This is a genomic window from Pseudomonas sp. Lb2C2, from assembly GCF_052112205.1.
GTDB lineage: Bacteria > Pseudomonadota > Gammaproteobacteria > Pseudomonadales > Pseudomonadaceae > Aquipseudomonas > Aquipseudomonas kilonensis.
In genome coordinates this window covers 46,933-64,307 of sequence record NZ_JAUTYW010000013.1, presented here as the reverse complement: position 1 = coordinate 64,307, position 17,375 = coordinate 46,933, and the positions used below count along the sequence as shown (strand labels likewise).

The window sequence follows — 17,375 nt, the reverse complement described above, 5'->3', positions numbered from 1 at the left end:
CGTTGATCTCGGGCGCCCCGTTAACCACGCTGGCCGAACGCAGGCATTGTGGAGTGGGCAACCCGGCATGGATGCCGGGTTAGCCGCGCTGGGCCATGGATGGCCCTTCGCGGCGGGCCCACGGAGCAATGCCGGAGTGAGGGCACACCGAGCCTAGGCGAGGTGCCGAGTGGTGGGGCAAGAGCGTTTTGCTTACTTTTGCGCTTTTCAAAAGTGAGCCGCCGTCAGGGCGGAACCCTAAGTAGCCGTTACCGCAGAAACGGATATACACACCGCCCTCACAGCCGACCAAGCTTTGTGGGAATGGTCGGACAAGATTCTGATTCGAGCCGAATTTTCCGACGAGTTCTGGCGGTTGCCGGGTGGGAAGAACTCTGGCTAACCTTTTCCCGTCGCTGCCAATTCAGCGTCCGGGCGTCGCGGCCCGTTAACTTGGTGCATAATTCCAGCCGACGACGGTGCTTCGGTATTTGTCGTTGTGTCATGGTTGGCTGTGCGTGGGATACCTTCGGGTATGCCGAAGCTCCAAGTTCGGTCCGCGAACCTGCGTACAGCTGCCACCTCCAATCGCGTCGCGGCGATCGGTGACAGCTCCAAAAACTTGGAGATGCACAATGATTAAAGATACACCCAACCCCCCAGAAACAGGTTCCTCGTCAACCCACGTCGATCCTGATCACCAAAAGCTCGATGAAGCCGCCAAACGCGCCCTCGACTATTACCTCGGCCCAAAGCCCGAAACCAAAAAGAAACCCGCCTCAAACCAGTTATTCACTGTCGTGGCCGGCATCGACACCGAATGCCTCCTCACCAACCTCAGCGAAACCCTGGCCTGCGCCAACGCAACAATCAGCGATCTGGCTTTCGAGCTTGACGGTTCGAGACGGCATATTGCCTTGGGGGTACTGCAGTTGATTGAGCTGAGTGAATTACTGGCCAATCGTGTTCTGGACGAGCAGGCGCCTGCGGACGGAAGATAGTCGCGGCGGCAAACATGAAACCCGTGGCAAGGGAGCAAGCTCCCTCGCCACAGGGGGTAAGCGTGAGTTTCAAAACCGTGGCTCAATCCAGCCCAAGCTTCTTCAACCGATACCGCATCGACCGAAACGACAACTTCAACCGTTGCGCCGCCGCCGTGCGATTCCAGCGGGTTTCCTCCAATGCCTGGAGGATGAGCTTGCGCTCGACGTCTTCCAGGTAATCCTCCAGGTTGTCGACCTGCATCAAATCGGGATTGCCTGCCTCAGTAGTACTATTGCCCTCGGCCAAGCGCAGGTCATCCGCTTCGATCTGTTGCTGTTCGCAAAGGGTGTAGGCCCGTTCGAGCATGTTCTCCAGTTCCCGCACATTGCCCGGGAAGCGGTAATTCTTGAGAGCGTCCAACGCCTGGGGATGCAATCTGACCGGTGGGCTGCCGGTGTTGGCCGCCAGACGCTGGAGCATATGGTTGGCCAGCAGCTCGATGTCTTCACGGCGTTCGCGCAACGGTGGGACGCGCAGTTCGATGACGTTCAGCCGGTAATACAAATCCTGGCGAAAGCGCCCGGCGGCGACTTCGCCGTCCAGGTCCTTGTGAGTCGCACAGAGGATGCGTACGTCCACCACTTCTTCCTGCTGGCCGCCAACAGCGCGTACGGCTTTTTCCTGGATGGCTCGCAGCAGCTTGACCTGCATCGCCAAGGGCAGGTCGGCCACTTCATCGAGGAACAAGGTCCCGCCATGGGCGGCCTGGAACAGCCCTGGCTTGTCCTCGATGGCGCCGCTGAAGCTGCCTTTTCGATGGCCGAAAAACTCGCTTTCCATCAGCTCCGTGGGAATCGCCCCACAGTTGACCGGCACAAAGCCCAGGTTGGCACGGGGACCTTGTTCGTGGATCAGCCGGGCGACCAGTTCCTTGCCGCAGCCCGATTCGCCGCTGATGTACACCGGTGCCTGGCTGCGGGCGAGTTTTTCGATCTGCTTGCGCACGCTGAGCATCGGTGGCGAGTTGCCCAGCAGGCTGCGCTCGAGGGTGGTGCCCGGCGTGGCGACCGGCGGCAGGCGCAGGGCACTGGTGACCAGCTCCCGCAGCCGACCCAGGTCGACCGGCTTGGTCAGGAAGTCGAAGGCGCCGGCCTTGAGGGCGTCGATGGCGGTTTCCAGGCTGCCATAGGCGGTGATCATCGCCACGGGCAGTTGGGGGTAACGTTGCTGGATGTGCTGCACCAGTTCCAGGCCGGTTCCATCGGGCAGGCGCATGTCGGTCAGGCACAGGTCGAAGGCTTCCCCGGCCAGCAGGGCTTGGGCCTCGGCAAGGTTCTTGGCGCTGCGGGTGTCGAGTTTCATCCGGCCCAGGGTAATGTCCAGGAGTTCGCGGATGTCCGGCTCGTCATCGACGATCAGGATTCGTTGCCGTGAGCGATTATTCAAATCTGTTTCCGTCCGTGAGCAAAGGTGATGCGAAAGCAGCCGCCGCCTTGGCGTGGTTTGAAGTCTAGGCGGGCCTGGTTGCTTTCGCACAGCTCACGGGACAGATAGAGCCCAAGGCCGGTGCCCTGGCTGCTGGTGGTAAAGAAAGGTTCGAACAAATGCGCCTGCTGCTCGGGCGTGACACCGGGGCCGTTGTCGATGATGTCCAGCGTGGACAGTTGGCTGTGGGGGTCGATGAACAGTTTCAGCCAGGCCTCGGCCTGTTCGTGGGCCATGGCGCTGTGGCGCCAGGCGTTGCGCAGCAGGTTGTCGAGTACCTGGGTCAACTGGTCGGGGTCCATCAGCGTGATGTAGTCCCCTGGGTCGATGCTCAGGTGCAAGTGCTGGTGCTCGGCCATGCTTTCGCGGGCCTGGCGGACGAACTGGTCGAGCCAGCTCCGCAGGTCGAGGCGTTGGGGAGTGGTTTGCTGGCGGCGAGACAGCTGCAGGACGTTTTCAATGACGCGATTCATTCGTTGGGATTGGTCTTGAATAATCTGCGTCAGACGCCGATCCGCGTTGTTCAGTTCCTCGGATTCGCGCAGTAATTGAGCTGCGTGGCTGATGGCGCCCAGGGGGTTGCGGATTTCATGGGCGATACCGGCGGTCAGGCGCCCGAGAGACGCGAGCTTGAGCTGTTGAGCATGCTGGGCAACCTGGGCCAGGTCTTCGAGGAAAACCAGGATCTGATGCTGGTCGTTGTGGCCCAGGGCGATGAAACTCGGTTGCAGTGTCAGGCCCGTGCCGCTGATGGTCAGGCTTTGCGCGCGCAGACTGGGGTTGTTCAGCCACAGTTGCAGGCGCTCGACCAAGGCCGTGGAGCAGTCGTCGATCCGCTGGCCGACCAGATCGTGCATGCCCAGCAGGCTCAAGGCGCTTTCGTTGGCCAGTTGCACTCGGCGCTGGCGGTCGAGCACCAGAATGCCGGTGCGCATGCGTTGCAGGATCAGTGCGTTGAGCGCTTCGAGGCCGATCACTTCGCTGGCGCGCTGCTCGGCCAGGGTTTCGCTGGCTTCCAGTCGTCGGGTCAGGCCTTGCACCAGCAGTGCGGCGGCAAAACACAGTGCCCCCAGGGTGCCGGCCTGCAAGTAACTGCTGGGACGGTTCGCATCGCTCAGGCCGAGGAAGAAACTCGAGCCGACGATGCCGAGGGTGGCGACGGCTGCGATCAACAGGCCGATGCGGCCGCGCAACAGTGTGTTGCCGATGGCTACCGAGACAATGAGCAGGTTGCCGATGGCACTGGGCACACCACCCGCGGCGAAGAACAGCCACGAGAGCAGCAGCACATCAGTCAGGGCCAGGCCGAACAGCCGGGCAGGGCGGCGGGTGTTTTCAAGGAACACCACCAGCAGGATATTGAGCACCAGGTACAGCCAACTGCCACTGCGCAGGAGGTCGTCGTTGGCGAACTCCAGCAGGCGGTTGTCCAGTTTGCTGGAGATCAGCAGCACCAGGGTGATGCCGATGCTCAGGCGGTACAGGTGATAGAGGCGCAGCAGGCGCTGCGTCTGTTTTTCGCGCGGGCTTGAGGCCTCAGCGCTCACGATTGCCCGGGCCTTGCTCGAGGTGAGCCTGGCTGCAATACCATTGTTGTTCGAGGGCCAGCGCCCGGTCTCGGGGCAGGTGTACGCCGCATTGGGCACAGCGGACCATGGGCGGCGCGTCCTGCTCCGGGGTGGAGCGCGATGTGCGGGGACCGCTTTTCACCCCGCGAAAGATCCAGATGGCGGCGGCAACGACAGCGAACAAGATCAATAAACGAAGCATGATAGGCGGCTTTCTGGCGAGTGATCAGGCAGTTTAGCCAAGGACTGGAACGGCGCACAGCGCAATAAAAGCCAGGCACAAAAAAGGGAGACCGCTGGGTCTCCCTTTTTGCTGATGCCTTGGCCTCAGTCGAACACGCCGAAGGTCATGTAGCTGAACCAGGAGCGGTCGCTGGACTCGTTCTCCGGCTCTTCTTCTTCGATCACGTCGCCATTTTCATCCTTGGGCTTGAGTTCGTTCGGGATGGCTTCCTTGGCATCCTGGAACTGGCGCTGTACGTCCTGGTTGGCACGTGTCTCGCCCGGCGGCAGCGGTGGACGGGACTCGATCAGGCCCAGGGTCGCCTTGCTCAGCCACGAACGGTTGTCCGCTTCGTCGACCCGTGGGGTGAACTGGCCATCGACCAGGGAGGGGTGATCCGGGTAGTTCAGCTTGAGGGTTTCCAGGCTGGTGGCCGCCAGGTCGTCCAGGTGCAGGCGCTGGTAGGCTTCGGTCATCACGGCCAGGCCGTCACCCACCGAAGGGGTCTCCTGGAAGTTTTCCACCACGTAGCGGCCACGGTTGGCAGCGGCGACGTAGGCCTGACGGGTCAGGTAATAGTCGGCTACGTGGATTTCGTAGGACGCCAGCAGATTGCGCAGATAGATCATGCGCTGCTTGGCGTCCGGCGAGTAGCGGCTGTTGGGGAAGCGGCTGGTCAGCTGGGCGAACTCATTGTAGGAGTCGCGCGCGGCGCCCGGGTCACGCTTGGTCATGTCCAGCGGCAGGAAGCGCGCCAGCAGGCCGACGTCCTGGTCGAAGGAGGTCAGGCCCTTGAGGTAATAGGCGTAATCGACATTCGGGTGCTGCGGGTGCAGGCGAATGAAGCGCTCGGCGGCGGATTTGGCAGCTTCCGGCTCGGCGTTCTTATAGTTGGCGTAGATCAGCTCCAATTGGGCCTGATCGGCGTAGCGACCGAACGGATACCGCGACTCCAGCGCCTTCAGCTTGGCGGTGGCGCTGGTATAGCTGTTGTTATCCAGGTCGTTCTGCGCCTGTTGGTACAGTTCGACTTCGCTCAGGTTTTCGTCTACGACTTCCTTCGACGAGCAAGCAGCAGTCAATGCGAGGATGGCGATCAGCAGCAGGTGTTTCACTTGCATGGCGGCTTGCGTCCCTATGACGGCCGCTGTCTTGGGCGGGGCCGTCCTGTTATGATGAGCGCCCCGTTGAAAGCCTCGGGGCAAAAGACGCCGTATTTAACCACAAGCGCGCAGCCGAAACCAAAGGCTGTGCCGACGCCCAGTCCGAGCATGTCCGATAAAATAGAACTTCGCGCAGAGGTGCCGTCCGAATTGGGCGGCCAACGCCTCGATCAAGTCGCCGCACAACTCTTTGCCGAGCACTCTCGCTCGCGCCTTTCCGCCTGGATCAAGGACGGCCGCCTGACTGTGGATGGGGCGGTGATTCGTCCGCGCGACATCGTCCACGGCGGTGCCATTCTTGAACTGACTGCCGAACAGGAGGCCCAGGGAGAATGGGTCGCCCAGGACATCGCCCTGGACATCGTCTATGAAGACGATGACATCCTGGTGATCAACAAGCCTGCGGGCCTGGTGGTGCACCCGGCCGCTGGCCATGCTGATGGCACCTTGCTCAATGCCTTGCTGCACCACGTACCGGACATTATCAATGTGCCCCGTGCCGGCATCGTCCATCGCCTGGACAAGGACACCACCGGTCTGATGGTGGTGGCCAAGACCATCCAGGCGCAGACACAGCTGGTCACACAGCTGCAAAGCCGCAGCGTCAGCCGTATCTATGAATGCATCGTGATCGGGGTCGTCACCGCCGGTGGCAAGATCAACGCCCCCATCGGTCGTCACGGCCAGCAGCGCCAGCGCATGGCGGTGATGGAGGGCGGCAAGCAGGCGGTCAGCCATTACCGCGTGCTCGAGCGTTTCCGGTCCCACACCCATGTGCGGGTCAAGCTGGAAACCGGTCGGACCCACCAGATCCGTGTACACATGGCCCACATCAACTTCCCGTTGGTGGGCGACCCGGCCTACGGCGGTCGTTTCCGCATTCCGCCGGCTGCCAGCCAGACCATGGTCGAATCGCTGAAGAATTTCCCGCGCCAGGCGCTGCATGCACGTTTCCTGGAGCTGGATCATCCGACGACCGGCAAGCGCATGAGCTGGGAATCGCCGTTGCCGGATGACTTCGTCTGGTTGCTGACGTTGCTCAAGCAGGACCGCGAGGCGTTCATCGGATGAGTGACTGGCTGACACCCGACTGGCCCGCGCCGGCCCGGGTCAAGGCCTGCGTCACGACCCGTGCGGGCGGCGTCAGCCTGGCGCCGTTCGACAGCCTCAACCTGGGCGATCATGTGGGCGACGATCCTGCGGCCGTCGCCGAAAACCGTCGTCGCCTCACCGATCAATTCGCCATCACCCCGGCCTGGCTCCAGCAGGTCCACGGTATTGCCGTGGTCGAGGCTGATCCGGCCCAGGTGGCGACCGCCGATGCCAGTTGGACCGACACACCGGGCATCGCCTGCACGGCGATGACGGCGGACTGCCTGCCCGTACTGTTCTGCAACCGTGCCGGCACCCGCGTCGCGGCGGCCCATGCCGGTTGGCGCGGGCTGGCGAACGGCGTTCTGGAAGCCACCCTCGACAGCCTTGCCGTGCCCGCGGATGAAATCCTCGCCTGGCTTGGCCCGGCCATCGGCCCGCAAGCGTTTGAAGTCGGGCCGGAAGTGCGTGAAGCCTTCATCGCGCAACTGCCCCAGGCGGCACAAGCCTTTGCCGCGAGCCCCAACGCCGGCAAGTTCCTGGCCGATATCTACGCGTTGGCACGGCTGCGCCTGGCCGCACGCGGTGTCACGGCCGTCTACGGTGGCGGTCTCTGCACCGTGACCGACCCTCGTTTCTTTTCCTACCGCCGCAACCCGCGCACCGGTCGCTTCGCTTCGCTGATCTGGATCGAACGCTAGACTTCTCTGATCTGTATCAAGGGCGCCCGGCTTGAATCTTCCAGAATCGACCACATCTATAACGGTATCTGGCAGGTTTCTTCATTCAGGATGTTTCCACGGTCCGGCCTGCTCATTAGGAAGGTGACCCATGCGTATTGATCGTTTAACCAGCAAATTACAGTTGGCCCTGTCCGATGCCCAGTCCCTGGCCGTCGGCCTGGACCATCCCGGTATCGAACCGGCGCATTTGATGCAGGCCATGCTCGAACAGCAGGGCGGCTCCATCAAGCCCCTGCTGATGCAGGTCGGCTTTGACGTCAACAGCCTGCGCAAAGAACTGGCCAAGGAGCTCGACCAGTTACCCAAGATCCAGAATCCCACCGGTGACGTGAACATGTCCCAGGACCTGGCGCGGCTGCTCAACCAGGCCGACCGTCTGGCTCAGCAGAAGGGCGACCAGTTCATTTCCAGTGAGCTGGTGCTGCTCGCCGCCATGGACGAGAACAGCAAGCTCGGCAAATTGTTGCTCGGCCAGGGCGTGAGCAAGAAAGCCCTGGAAAATGCCATCAACAACCTGCGTGGCGGCGAAGCGGTCAACGACGCCAACCACGAAGAGTCGCGCCAGGCGCTGGACAAATACACCGTCGACCTGACCAAGCGCGCCGAGGAAGGCAAGCTCGACCCGGTGATCGGTCGCGACGATGAAATCCGCCGCACGATCCAGGTGCTGCAACGCCGCACCAAGAACAACCCGGTATTGATCGGTGAACCTGGCGTGGGTAAAACCGCCATCGCCGAGGGCCTGGCCCAGCGCATCATCAACGGCGAAGTGCCGGACGGCCTCAGGGGTAAACGCCTGTTGTCCCTGGACATGGGCGCCTTGATCGCTGGTGCCAAATACCGTGGCGAGTTCGAAGAGCGGCTCAAGGCGTTGCTCAATGAGCTGTCCAAGCAGGAAGGGCAGATCATCCTGTTCATCGACGAACTGCACACCATGGTCGGTGCGGGCAAGGGCGAAGGCTCGATGGACGCCGGCAACATGCTCAAGCCTGCGTTGGCCCGTGGCGAGTTGCACTGCGTCGGCGCGACCACGCTCAACGAGTACCGCCAATATATAGAGAAGGACGCAGCCCTCGAGCGGCGCTTCCAGAAAGTGCTGGTGGAGGAGCCGAGCGAGGAAGACACCATTGCGATCCTGCGCGGCCTTAAAGAACGCTACGAAGTTCACCACAAGGTGGCGATCACCGATGGCGCGATTATCGCGGCGGCCAAGCTCAGCCACCGCTACATCACCGACCGCCAGTTGCCGGACAAGGCCATCGACCTGATCGACGAGGCGGCCAGCCGCATTCGCATGGAAATCGACTCCAAGCCTGAAGTACTGGATCGCTTGGAGCGGCGCCTGATTCAACTCAAGGTCGAGTCCCAGGCCCTGAAGAAAGAAAGCGACGAAGCGGCGAAGAAGCGTCTGGAAAGGTTGCAGGAAGAAATCGTTCGTCACGAGCGTGAGTATTCCGACCTCGAGGAAATCTGGAACTCGGAGAAAGCCGAAGTCCAGGGTTCTGCGCAGATCCAGCAGAAGATCGAACAGTCCCGTCAGGAACTGGAAGCAGCCCGTCGTAAAGGCGACCTCAACCGCATGGCCGAGCTGCAGTACGGGGTGATCCCGGACCTGGAGCGCAGCCTGCAAATGGTCGACCAGCATGGCAAGAGCGAAAACCAGTTGCTGCGCAGCAAGGTCACGGAGGAAGAGATTGCCGAAGTGGTCTCCAAGTGGACTGGCATTCCGGTCTCGAAAATGCTCGAAGGCGAGCGCGACAAGCTGCTGAAGATGGAAAGTCTGCTGCACCAGCGTGTGATCGGTCAGGAAGAGGCAGTGGTGGCGGTGTCCAACGCCGTGCGTCGTTCCCGTGCCGGACTGTCGGACCCGAACCGGCCGAGCGGCTCGTTCATGTTCCTCGGCCCGACCGGTGTCGGTAAAACCGAGCTGTGCAAGGCGCTGGCCGAGTTCCTCTTCGACACCGAAGAGGCCATGGTGCGCATCGACATGTCCGAGTTCATGGAGAAACATTCCGTGGCACGGCTCATCGGTGCGCCACCAGGTTATGTCGGTTATGAAGAAGGCGGTTACCTCACCGAGGCCGTGCGTCGCAAGCCGTACTCGGTGATCCTGCTCGATGAAGTCGAGAAGGCGCACCCGGATGTGTTCAACATCCTGCTGCAAGTGCTGGAGGATGGTCGCCTGACGGATAGCCACGGGCGCACGGTGGACTTCCGCAACACGGTGATCGTGATGACCTCCAACCTGGGCTCGACGCAGATCCAGGAACTGGTGGGCGACCGCGAGGCGCAGCGCGCGGCGGTGATGGACGCGATCTCTACGCACTTCCGGCCGGAGTTCATCAACCGGGTCGACGAAGTGGTGATCTTCGAGCCGTTGGCCCGTGATCAGATTGCCGGCATTACCGAGATCCAGTTGGGTCGCCTGCGCAGTCGCCTCACCGAACGTGAGCTGAAACTGCAGTTGAGCGACGAGGCGTTGGATAAGCTGATTGCGGTGGGTTACGACCCGGTCTATGGCGCGCGGCCGCTGAAGCGGGCGATCCAGCGCTGGATCGAAAACCCGCTGGCGCAGTTGATCCTGTCCGGTCGGTTCATGCCGGGCGAAACCGTGACCGGTACAGTGGAGAACGACGAAATCGTCTTCAACTGAAAGGTCGGCACTGCCTGCAATTGAGATGGCCTCGCTTTGCGAGGCCATTTTTTTCATCAGGCCGTTGAACTCAAAGGAAAAGGCTTGTAAAGTGCGCCCCGCAGTCAGTCACCCCAAGGGTTACTTCTCGCTGAGAAGGAATCCAAAATAAGTTGCAAATCATTGTCTTGAAAGCAATTTAAGGGGTTGACAGAGGTTTTGAAGATTGTAGAATAGCGCGCCTCAGACACACGAACGCAGCGATGCGTAAGGGTAGAAGAGGTTGAAGCTAGCTTCAACGTTGTAGCTTCAAAATTGCAGTAACTTGAAATATCAGTTCCGTGATAGCTCAGTCGGTAGAGCAAATGACTGTTAATCATTGGGTCCCAGGTTCGAGTCCTGGTCACGGAGCCATTTCAATCGGGGTATAGCGCAGTCCGGTAGCGCGCCTGCTTTGGGAGCAGGATGTCAGGAGTTCGAATCCCCTTACCCCGACCATCTTTGGGTCGTTAGCTCAGTTGGTAGAGCAGTTGGCTTTTAACCAATTGGTCGTAGGTTCGAATCCCACACGACCCACCATTTTTGAAACCAGTTCGCTGGAATCGAATCTTAAGATCAGAGGCCAAAAGCCCTGATCGAGGAAGGCGACTTGTAAAGGTCGCCTTTTTTTTACCGGGGTATAGCGCAGTCCGGTAGCGCGCCTGCTTTGGGAGCAGGATGTCAGGAGTTCGAATCCCCTTACCCCGACCATACTAAAAATCCTCGTATCGAAAGATACGGGGATTTTTTTTGCCTGCGATAAAGTGGGTTGGACTTAAGACATCGTACAACCTGCCGATAACCCGCCGACAGGGGCCTGGCCCCACTTCAGGCCAACAATAAAAAAAGGCATTCCCTATGGTTCTTCGTCAGCTGAATATTGCCCCTCGTGCCGCGTTGGGTTTTGCCTTGATCGCCGTGCTGGTGGCGTTGCTCGGGGTGTTTGCGCTGGGACAGATGTCGAGTATTCGTGACAGTGAAGTCGCGGTGGAAACCCAATGGCTGCCGAGCATTCGCGGCGGTGATGAGATCCGCGAGTGGATGCTGCGGATCCGCACCATTTCCCTGCGCATGGCCCTGGACCAGGACCCGAAGAACATTGCGGTGTATCGCGGGCAGATGGACACGCGCGACAAGGAGTTGAGCGAAAAAATCGCGGCCTACGAAAAACTCGTCGTGACGCCTGAAGGCAAGGCTCTCTACGACCAGTTCAAGCAAACCTTCGCCGCTTACCGTACGGGTATCGCCCAATCCTTCACCCTGGCCGAACAAGGGCGTCGGGACGAATTGATCAAGCTGCTGCTGGTGGACATGAAGACCGTGGTGGACGGTTCCGGCAAACAGCTCAACGACTTGGCGGAGCTGTTTTCCAAGCAGGTGTCCATCGAGAGCCAGAAGTCCCAGGAGCACTACGCCAATTCCCGCATGATCGTCAGCCTGTTCGTTGTGCTCGCCGCGCTGGCCACGGTGGCCCTGGCCATGCTGCTCACGCGCAGTATCGTCAAGCCCTTGGGTGAGGCGCTCAATGCTGCGGAGAACGTCGCCCGGGGTGACCTGACCCGGCCCATCGAGACCCATGGCAACGACGAAGTGAGCCGCTTGCTCAAGGCGTTGGCGGCCATGCAGCAGAATCTGCGTGAGACGTTGCAGGGCATCAGCGGTTCGGCCGCGCAACTGGCCACCGCAGCCGATGAGCTGAACGCTGTCACGCTCGACAGCACCCAAAGTCTGCAACAGCAGAACAACGAAATCGAACAGGCCGCCACGGCCGTCACCGAAATGACCACTGCCGTGGAGGAGGTGGCGCGCAATGCGGTCTCCACCTCCGATGCCACGCGTCAGTCCAGTGAGTCAGCGTCCCTTGGGCAGCAGCGGGTCAGCGACACGGTCGACGCCATCGGCGCCCTCGCCAGCGATGTGCAAGTGACCGGTGGCCTGGTGCAATCCCTGGCCAACCAATCGCAGGATATCGGCAAAGTGCTGGACGTGATCCGCGCCATCGCCGAGCAGACCAACCTGCTGGCCCTTAACGCGGCCATCGAAGCGGCCCGGGCGGGTGAGAGCGGACGTGGGTTTGCGGTGGTGGCCGATGAAGTGCGGGCGCTGGCTTATCGCACGCAGCAATCGACCCAGGAAATCGAGCAAATGGTCCAGGGCATGCGCAGCGGTGCCACCCAGGCACTCGACTCCATGCAGGCCAGCTCCAGTCGCGCCGCCAGTACCCTGGCCATGGCTGAGCGGGCGGGGGACGCGTTGCAGACCATCACGGCGTCGGTCAATGAAATCCACGAACGCAACATGGTGATCGCCAGCGCCGCCGAAGAACAGGCACAAGTGGCCCGCGAGGTGGATCGCAACCTGGTGAACATTCGTGATCTGTCGGTGCGCTCGGCCTCCGGCGCGGACCAGACCAGCGCGTCCAGCCATGAGTTGTCGCAGCTGGCGAATTCGCTGCGCACGATGGTGCAGCGGTTTCAGGTTTGATGGATTGGCTGTGCAGATAGAGTTTTATCGTTTAGATAAATATTGACTGCACTGCCGTCTTCGCGAGCAAGCCCGCTCCCACAGGAGATCGAGTACTTCATGGGTACGCGATCAACTGTGGGAGCGGGCTTGCTCGCGAAGACGATGGAACAGGCGATGCAACTCTAAAGTTCAGCGCCACCACAAGCGGTTGGCGCTTCGCTTTTTATCCTCAGTGCAACTTCAGCCGAGGCTCGGTCCCGCGCCCGATCTTGCTGCCCAGCATCAGCATGGCCGTGCGGAACATGCCGTACAGCGCCATCTGGTGCATGCGATACAACGACACATAGAACATCCGCGCCAGCCAGCCTTCGAGCATCACGCTGCCGGTCAGGTTGCCCATCAGATTGCCCACTGCCGAGAACCGCGACAGCGAGATCAGCGAGCCGTAGTCGGTGTATTTGTATTCTGGCAGGGCCTTGCCTTCGATCCGCAGTTTCAAGGATTTGGCCAGCAGCGAGGCCTGCTGGTGCGCGGCCTGGGCGCGGGGCGGGACGTTGCGATCGCTGCCGGGTTGCGGGCAGGCGGCGCAATCGCCGAAGGCGAAGATGTTCTCGTCGCGGGTGGTCTGTAGCGTCGGCAGCACCTGCAACTGGTTGATCCGGTTGGTCTCCAGTCCGTCGATGTCCTTGAGGAAGTCCGGGGCGCGAATCCCGGCGGCCCAGACTTTCAGGCTCGCGTCGATCACTTTGCCGTCCGCGGTAATGAGGCTGTCGGCGGTCACTTGGCTGACGGCGGCGTTGGTCATGACGTTGACGCCGAGTTTTTCCAGGGTCTTGTGCACCGGCCCGCCGATACGCTCCGGCAGGGCTGGCAAGACCCGTGGGCCCGCCTCGATCAGGGTGATGTGCATGTTCTCCGGTTTGATCCGGTCCAGGCCGTAGGCGTGCAGTTCGTGGGCGGCATTGTGCAGCTCGGCGGCCAGTTCGACCCCGGTCGCACCGGCGCCGACAATGGCGACGCTGATGCGCTCGACGATATCAGTCTGCCCGGCGTGGGCGCGCAGATAGTGGTGCAGCAACTGCTGATGGAAGCGCTCGGCCTGTTTGCGGGTGTCGAGGAACAGGCAATGCTGCGCTGCGCCTTCGGTGCCGAAGTCATTGGTGGTGCTGCCGACGGCAATCACCAGGGTGTCGTAGCCCAGTTCCCGGGCCGGCAACAGCTCGACGCCGGCCTCGTCATAGGTGGCGGCCAGTTGGATTCTCTTGCGCTCGCGATCCAGGCCGCTCATGCGCCCCAGCTGGAACTCGAAGTGGTTCCATTTTGCCTGGGCGACATAGTTGAGTTCGTCTTCGGAGGAGTTCAGGGAACCGGCAGCCACTTCGTGCAGCAGCGGTTTCCAGATGTGGGTCAGGTTCGCGTCGACCAGCATCACACTGGCCGTGCCACGCTTGCCCAGAGTCTTACCCAGACGGGTAGCCAACTCCAGACCGCCGGCGCCGCCGCCAACGATGACAATACGATGAGTCATGGGGATATCTCGCAAGGCTAAAGGAAATCAGTGCCGTTACCTGCGCGAGCATCAAGCGGCTCATAGCGTCAGGTAACTGATCAGTCGGCTCAACAGGCCCAGGCCGATGGTCACGGCCAGTACCACCACCAGGAGCATCCATGGCCGGAAAGGCCGGCGCTCGACTCGGTGCTGGGACAGTTGCAGGTACTCTTCGACATGCTTCTGGTCATCTGGGTTCAGGCGACTGGTCATAAAGGCCTCGTCAGGTAGACGTTGCGGAATGTGAAGACGTTACAGCGTCCGGCTAGCCGGCATTGAAAGCAGCGTAGCCGCTCGCCGGAACGGGTTCGACGATCAGGCTGTCGTCCAGGCGAATGATTCCACTTTTTAACACCCGGGCGGTGATTCCGCCATGGCCGCGTACGGCCTGGAATGTACCTTCGCCGAGGTTTCGCTCCAATCGAGCACAAGGCTGGCACCAACCGCTGGTTTCAAAAATGGCTTGTCCAATGCGAAAGCGCCGGCCCTTGAGGCTGAACAAATTGATGCCGCTGACCACAATATTGCGTCGCAGCTCCTGTGGCAGCACGGGCCGGTCCTCGGGACGGCCCATCAGCGAGCCGATCACGGCCAGGTGTTCCCATTGGATCAGCGTTACTTGCCGTGCATTGCGCGCACCGGGGCGGGCATGATCGCCGGTCAGCCCAGCCTCCAGGCGGGCCTCCACGGCGTCCAGTTCGATCATGGGCGCATGACCCTGGGGGCGCACGCCGATCCAGCGTACGCGGCCATGCTGGGGCACAGCGGCAATCAGTTCCTGCAGTGGGCTCACAGGCTGATCCCGACATCGAAAACAATGCTGCGACCCAGGTTGCTTCGCAGGAAATCCGGCGCGTCGGGGTGGGCGAACAGCACCCGGGCGAACGTCGGCCCTACCAGTGACAGCGAGCGCCAGCCCTGGCGCAGGTATTCGGTCGGCGGCGGGAAGTGACTGTTGAGGTCCAGCACTTCGCGCTTGAGGCTGGCGAAGGCGATGATGTCCAGGTCGCCCAGGTCCATGCCGCGTTCGGTGTAGTTATGGGCTTTCTTGCGCAAGGTCGGGGCCAGCCGCATCAGGAACTCATTGGCCGGAATCCGCCGCGGCTTGGCCTCGCGACGCACCAGTTGGCTCAGGGAAAAGGCGCTGCGACGGCGTTGCAGTTCATCGCGCCATTCGTCATTGAGGCGTCGACCTTCGTCGAGCACGAAAAACACCTCGAAATTGGCATCGCGAAACAACACGTCCGGCGGCTCGCCGGCCGGCGCGAACTCGTCGGCGCGGTAAGGCACGTTCAGCCCCTGCAGCAGGCGCTGGCAGACCCAACGCTCACGCTCCCATTTGCGGGCATTGGAGAGAAAGGCGTTGGCTTGCTCGGCCGCGATGGTCAGCAGGCGTAAGTAATCGGAGTCATCCATGAGCCCAAGCTTAGCGTTCAAATGTGATCAAAAAAAATAAAGCTGCTGTAATGGGAGCAAATTTCCGCCCGGGCCGGGTAATGCTGTTCACTTAGAGCCTAAAGCAAGGGGTCGAGCCTCTATGCCTCTGCACCACCGCTATCGCGAGCAAGCTCGCTCCCACAGGAGAAACGCGGTCCGACCCAGAACCAGGTCGGCTACCAGGCCGCCTCGCGGTGGACGTTGATCTCGGCGCCCCGTTAACCACGCTGGCTGAACGAAGGTATTGCGCAGTGGGCAACCCGGCATGGATGCCGGGTTAGCCGCGCTGGGCCATGGATGGCCCTTCGCGGCGGCCCACGGAGCAATGCCGGAGTGAGGGCACACCGAGCCTAGGCGAGGTGCCGAGTGGTGGGGCAGAAGCGTTTTGCTTACTTTTGCGCTTCTCAAAAGTGAGCCGCTGTAAGAGCGGAACCATAAGCAACCGTTACCGCGAAAACGGATATACACACCACCCCTGAAACAGATCGAGGAATGGAAGGCCCAATCTCCGATAACCGCTCAAGTGAACAGCATTACCCCCAGGCAGGGCCCAATAGATCATCCTGTTCAGCCTGACACGCCAACCAAGCGCAAAACAGATCCAGTTTCTTGCTCTGCTGCGCGCTGCGCTTAGCGACATAGACGTAGCGGCTCGGGCGAAACCCGAACGGCGCCACCAGACGACCCAGGCGAATGTCGTCAGCCACCAAGTGCCACGGGGCGACACAAATCCCCAGCCCGGCAATCGCCGCCTCCAACGTAAAGTAATAGTGCTCGTATTCCAGCCCGGCGGGCGCAGTGACCTGGTGCCCAATCGCATCCCCCCAGTTTGCCCAGGCATCCGGACGGGTTTTGGTATGCAGGAGGGGATGGCGGAAAATCGAGCCCAAGTCGGTTAATTGAATTCGCGCGGACAAGGTGGGCGACAACACAACGCCCAATCGTTCAGGAAACAGCCGGACCGTGTTTTTTTGTTCGCCCACGATGCCCTGTTCAGCCGTGATCATCACGTCATAGCGATCCCGGCCCGGATCGGCCCCGTGCGCCGGTGAGCTCAGGCGAATCTTGATCTCTGGGTAAGTCGTATTGAAGTCGAAAAGACGCGGTATCAGCCACTTGACCGTAAAGGTGCTGAAGCAAGACACGTCCAAGGTGCCTGTCGCCGTGTCTCGGACCCTGCCCACCGCAGCCTCGATCTGATCCAGTGCGGCGGTCAGCTCCGGCAGCAGTTCTCTACCGGCAACGGTGAGCTGAGGTTTGTTTTTTGGGCCTTCGAACAGGTCCACGCCAAGGCTCAGCTCCAGCTGGCGTACCTGGCGACTCACAGCGCCAGGTGTGACAGACAGCTCCTCGGCGGCCGCGATCATTTTGCCCAGTCGGGCGGCGGCCTCGAAGGTATGCAGGGCATTCAATGGGGGAAGGCGACGTTTCATAAAGTGACTTTAGCTCAATTACATCGAGCATATAAATCGATATCAGGTATCGGGCGGATTTTGCAGAATTCCCCTGTTCCTGCAGTACCTGCCGACTGTTTCGGGTCGCCAGGATTGGGGGGCATTCCCTATCAAATTGAGAGCACCTCACATGCCATTTGTTCGTACCGCCGTCATCATGGGCACCAGCCAGCAACAACGTCAGCGCATTGTCGATGGCATACACCAAGCACTGGTCGAGAGCATTGGTATGCCCGAGGATGAGTTGTTCAACCTGGTCACGGACTACGACCCTGAACAGTTTTTCTACAGCCGCACGTTTAACGGTGTGGCTCGTTCAGACCATTTGATCGTGATTGAGATTACGATGCGCAGGGGCCGCAGTGATGCGATGAAGCGCGAGCTCTACAAAAAAATCGCGGACAATCTCGGGGTTCAAGCCCAGGTTCGTCCGCAAGACGTTTTCATCTTCATGCACGAGAATGACTATTCGGATTGGTCGGTAGGCTTTGGTAAGTTTGCAATGGCCTTGGTACAACAGTCAGGAAGTGTCGCTACTTAAGCAGCGCACGGACGGCGTTC

Annotated in this window: 15 protein-coding genes and 4 tRNA genes; 10 read left to right on the top strand and 9 right to left on the bottom strand. The window is 60.8% G+C overall.

Translation table 11 applies throughout. From position 1 onward, the window contains the following. Nucleotides 1-614: 614 nt before the first annotated feature. Nucleotides 615-980 carry a DUF6124 family protein gene (locus Q7F16_RS29430; RefSeq protein WP_046065047.1) on the top strand — a complete coding sequence of 122 codons (366 nt, stop codon included), beginning with the start codon at nt 615-617 and terminating at the stop codon, nt 978-980. An 82-nt stretch (nt 981-1,062) separates the two neighbouring features. Here Q7F16_RS29430 and Q7F16_RS29425 read toward each other — a convergent pair whose 3' ends face one another. The 4 genes from Q7F16_RS29425 to Q7F16_RS29410 all read right to left on the bottom strand — a co-directional run bounded on the left by Q7F16_RS29425 (nt 1,063) and on the right by Q7F16_RS29410 (nt 5,360). Next, nucleotides 1,063-2,409, bottom strand: a complete 1,347-nt coding sequence (locus Q7F16_RS29425) for a sigma-54-dependent transcriptional regulator (RefSeq protein ID WP_046065046.1) — start codon at nt 2,407-2,409, stop codon at nt 1,063-1,065. Next, entirely contained in the window at nt 2,406-3,995 is a 1,590-nt protein-coding gene (locus Q7F16_RS29420) for a two-component system sensor histidine kinase NtrB (protein WP_409557055.1), read from the bottom strand. Before Q7F16_RS29420 ends, Q7F16_RS29425 begins: the two co-directional genes overlap by 4 nt. After that, entirely contained in the window at nt 3,985-4,218 is a 234-nt protein-coding gene (locus tag Q7F16_RS29415) for a PP0621 family protein (RefSeq protein ID WP_046065044.1), read from the bottom strand. Before Q7F16_RS29415 ends, Q7F16_RS29420 begins: the two co-directional genes overlap by 11 nt. A gap of 125 nt (nt 4,219-4,343) precedes the next feature. Continuing rightward, nucleotides 4,344-5,360, bottom strand: a complete 1,017-nt coding sequence (locus Q7F16_RS29410; protein WP_046065043.1) for an outer membrane protein assembly factor BamD — start codon at nt 5,358-5,360, stop codon at nt 4,344-4,346. A gap of 150 nt (nt 5,361-5,510) precedes the next feature. On the opposite strand from Q7F16_RS29410, the gene rluD reads away from it, so the two are divergent. The 8 genes from rluD (at nt 5,511) to Q7F16_RS29370 (ending at nt 12,392) form a co-directional block, all read left to right on the top strand. Next, entirely contained in the window at nt 5,511-6,473 is a 963-nt protein-coding gene (rluD, locus tag Q7F16_RS29405; protein ID WP_003205696.1) for a 23S rRNA pseudouridine(1911/1915/1917) synthase RluD, read from the top strand. After that, nucleotides 6,470-7,195 carry a peptidoglycan editing factor PgeF gene (gene pgeF, locus Q7F16_RS29400; RefSeq protein WP_046065042.1) on the top strand — a complete coding sequence of 242 codons (726 nt, stop codon included), beginning with the start codon at nt 6,470-6,472 and terminating at the stop codon, nt 7,193-7,195. The genes rluD and pgeF overlap by 4 nt, the downstream gene beginning before the upstream one ends. A 130-nt stretch (nt 7,196-7,325) precedes the next feature. Further along, nucleotides 7,326-9,890, top strand: coding sequence for an ATP-dependent chaperone ClpB (gene clpB / locus Q7F16_RS29395; RefSeq protein ID WP_003205692.1), 2,565 nt, complete (start codon nt 7,326-7,328; stop codon nt 9,888-9,890). A 317-nt stretch (nt 9,891-10,207) separates the two neighbouring features. Then, nucleotides 10,208-10,283 (top strand) — tRNA-Asn (locus tag Q7F16_RS29390). A 7-nt stretch (nt 10,284-10,290) separates the two neighbouring features. Next, nucleotides 10,291-10,367, top strand: a tRNA-Pro gene (locus Q7F16_RS29385). Between the two features lie 5 nt (nt 10,368-10,372). Further along, nucleotides 10,373-10,448 (top strand) — tRNA-Lys (locus Q7F16_RS29380). Nucleotides 10,449-10,542: 94 nt separating this feature from the next. Next, a tRNA-Pro gene (locus tag Q7F16_RS29375) sits at nt 10,543-10,619 on the top strand. Between the two features lie 147 nt (nt 10,620-10,766). Beyond that, complete coding sequence (locus tag Q7F16_RS29370) at nt 10,767-12,392, top strand: methyl-accepting chemotaxis protein (protein ID WP_442087750.1); 1,626 nt, start codon at nt 10,767-10,769, stop codon at nt 12,390-12,392. Nucleotides 12,393-12,603: 211 nt separating this feature from the next. On the opposite strand, the gene Q7F16_RS29365 is transcribed toward Q7F16_RS29370, so the two are convergent. From Q7F16_RS29365 to Q7F16_RS29345, 5 genes are all read right to left on the bottom strand, one after another. After that, nucleotides 12,604-13,902 (bottom strand): NAD(P)/FAD-dependent oxidoreductase, encoded by a 1,299-nt coding sequence (locus tag Q7F16_RS29365; RefSeq protein ID WP_046065040.1) that lies wholly within the window; start codon nt 13,900-13,902, stop codon nt 12,604-12,606. 60 nt (nt 13,903-13,962) lie between these two features. After that, nucleotides 13,963-14,136: a DUF3094 domain-containing protein gene (locus Q7F16_RS29360; protein ID WP_003185543.1), complete on the bottom strand. Its 174-nt coding sequence runs from the start codon at nt 14,134-14,136 to the stop codon at nt 13,963-13,965. 52 nt (nt 14,137-14,188) lie between these two features. Further along, on the bottom strand, nt 14,189-14,716 hold the full coding sequence (locus Q7F16_RS29355; protein ID WP_409557056.1) for an MOSC domain-containing protein: 528 nt from the start codon (nt 14,714-14,716) through the stop codon (nt 14,189-14,191). Beyond that, nucleotides 14,713-15,339, bottom strand: a complete 627-nt coding sequence (locus tag Q7F16_RS29350; protein ID WP_003205682.1) for a DUF1780 domain-containing protein — start codon at nt 15,337-15,339, stop codon at nt 14,713-14,715. The genes Q7F16_RS29355 and Q7F16_RS29350 overlap by 4 nt, the downstream gene beginning before the upstream one ends. Nucleotides 15,340-15,893: 554 nt before the next feature. Continuing rightward, entirely contained in the window at nt 15,894-16,793 is a 900-nt protein-coding gene (locus Q7F16_RS29345) for a LysR substrate-binding domain-containing protein (RefSeq protein ID WP_409557057.1), read from the bottom strand. A 151-nt stretch (nt 16,794-16,944) separates the two neighbouring features. On the opposite strand from Q7F16_RS29345, the gene Q7F16_RS29340 reads away from it, so the two are divergent. Beyond that, on the top strand, nt 16,945-17,355 hold the full coding sequence (locus tag Q7F16_RS29340) for a tautomerase family protein (protein WP_409557058.1): 411 nt from the start codon (nt 16,945-16,947) through the stop codon (nt 17,353-17,355). Nucleotides 17,356-17,375: the final 20 nt, after the last annotated feature.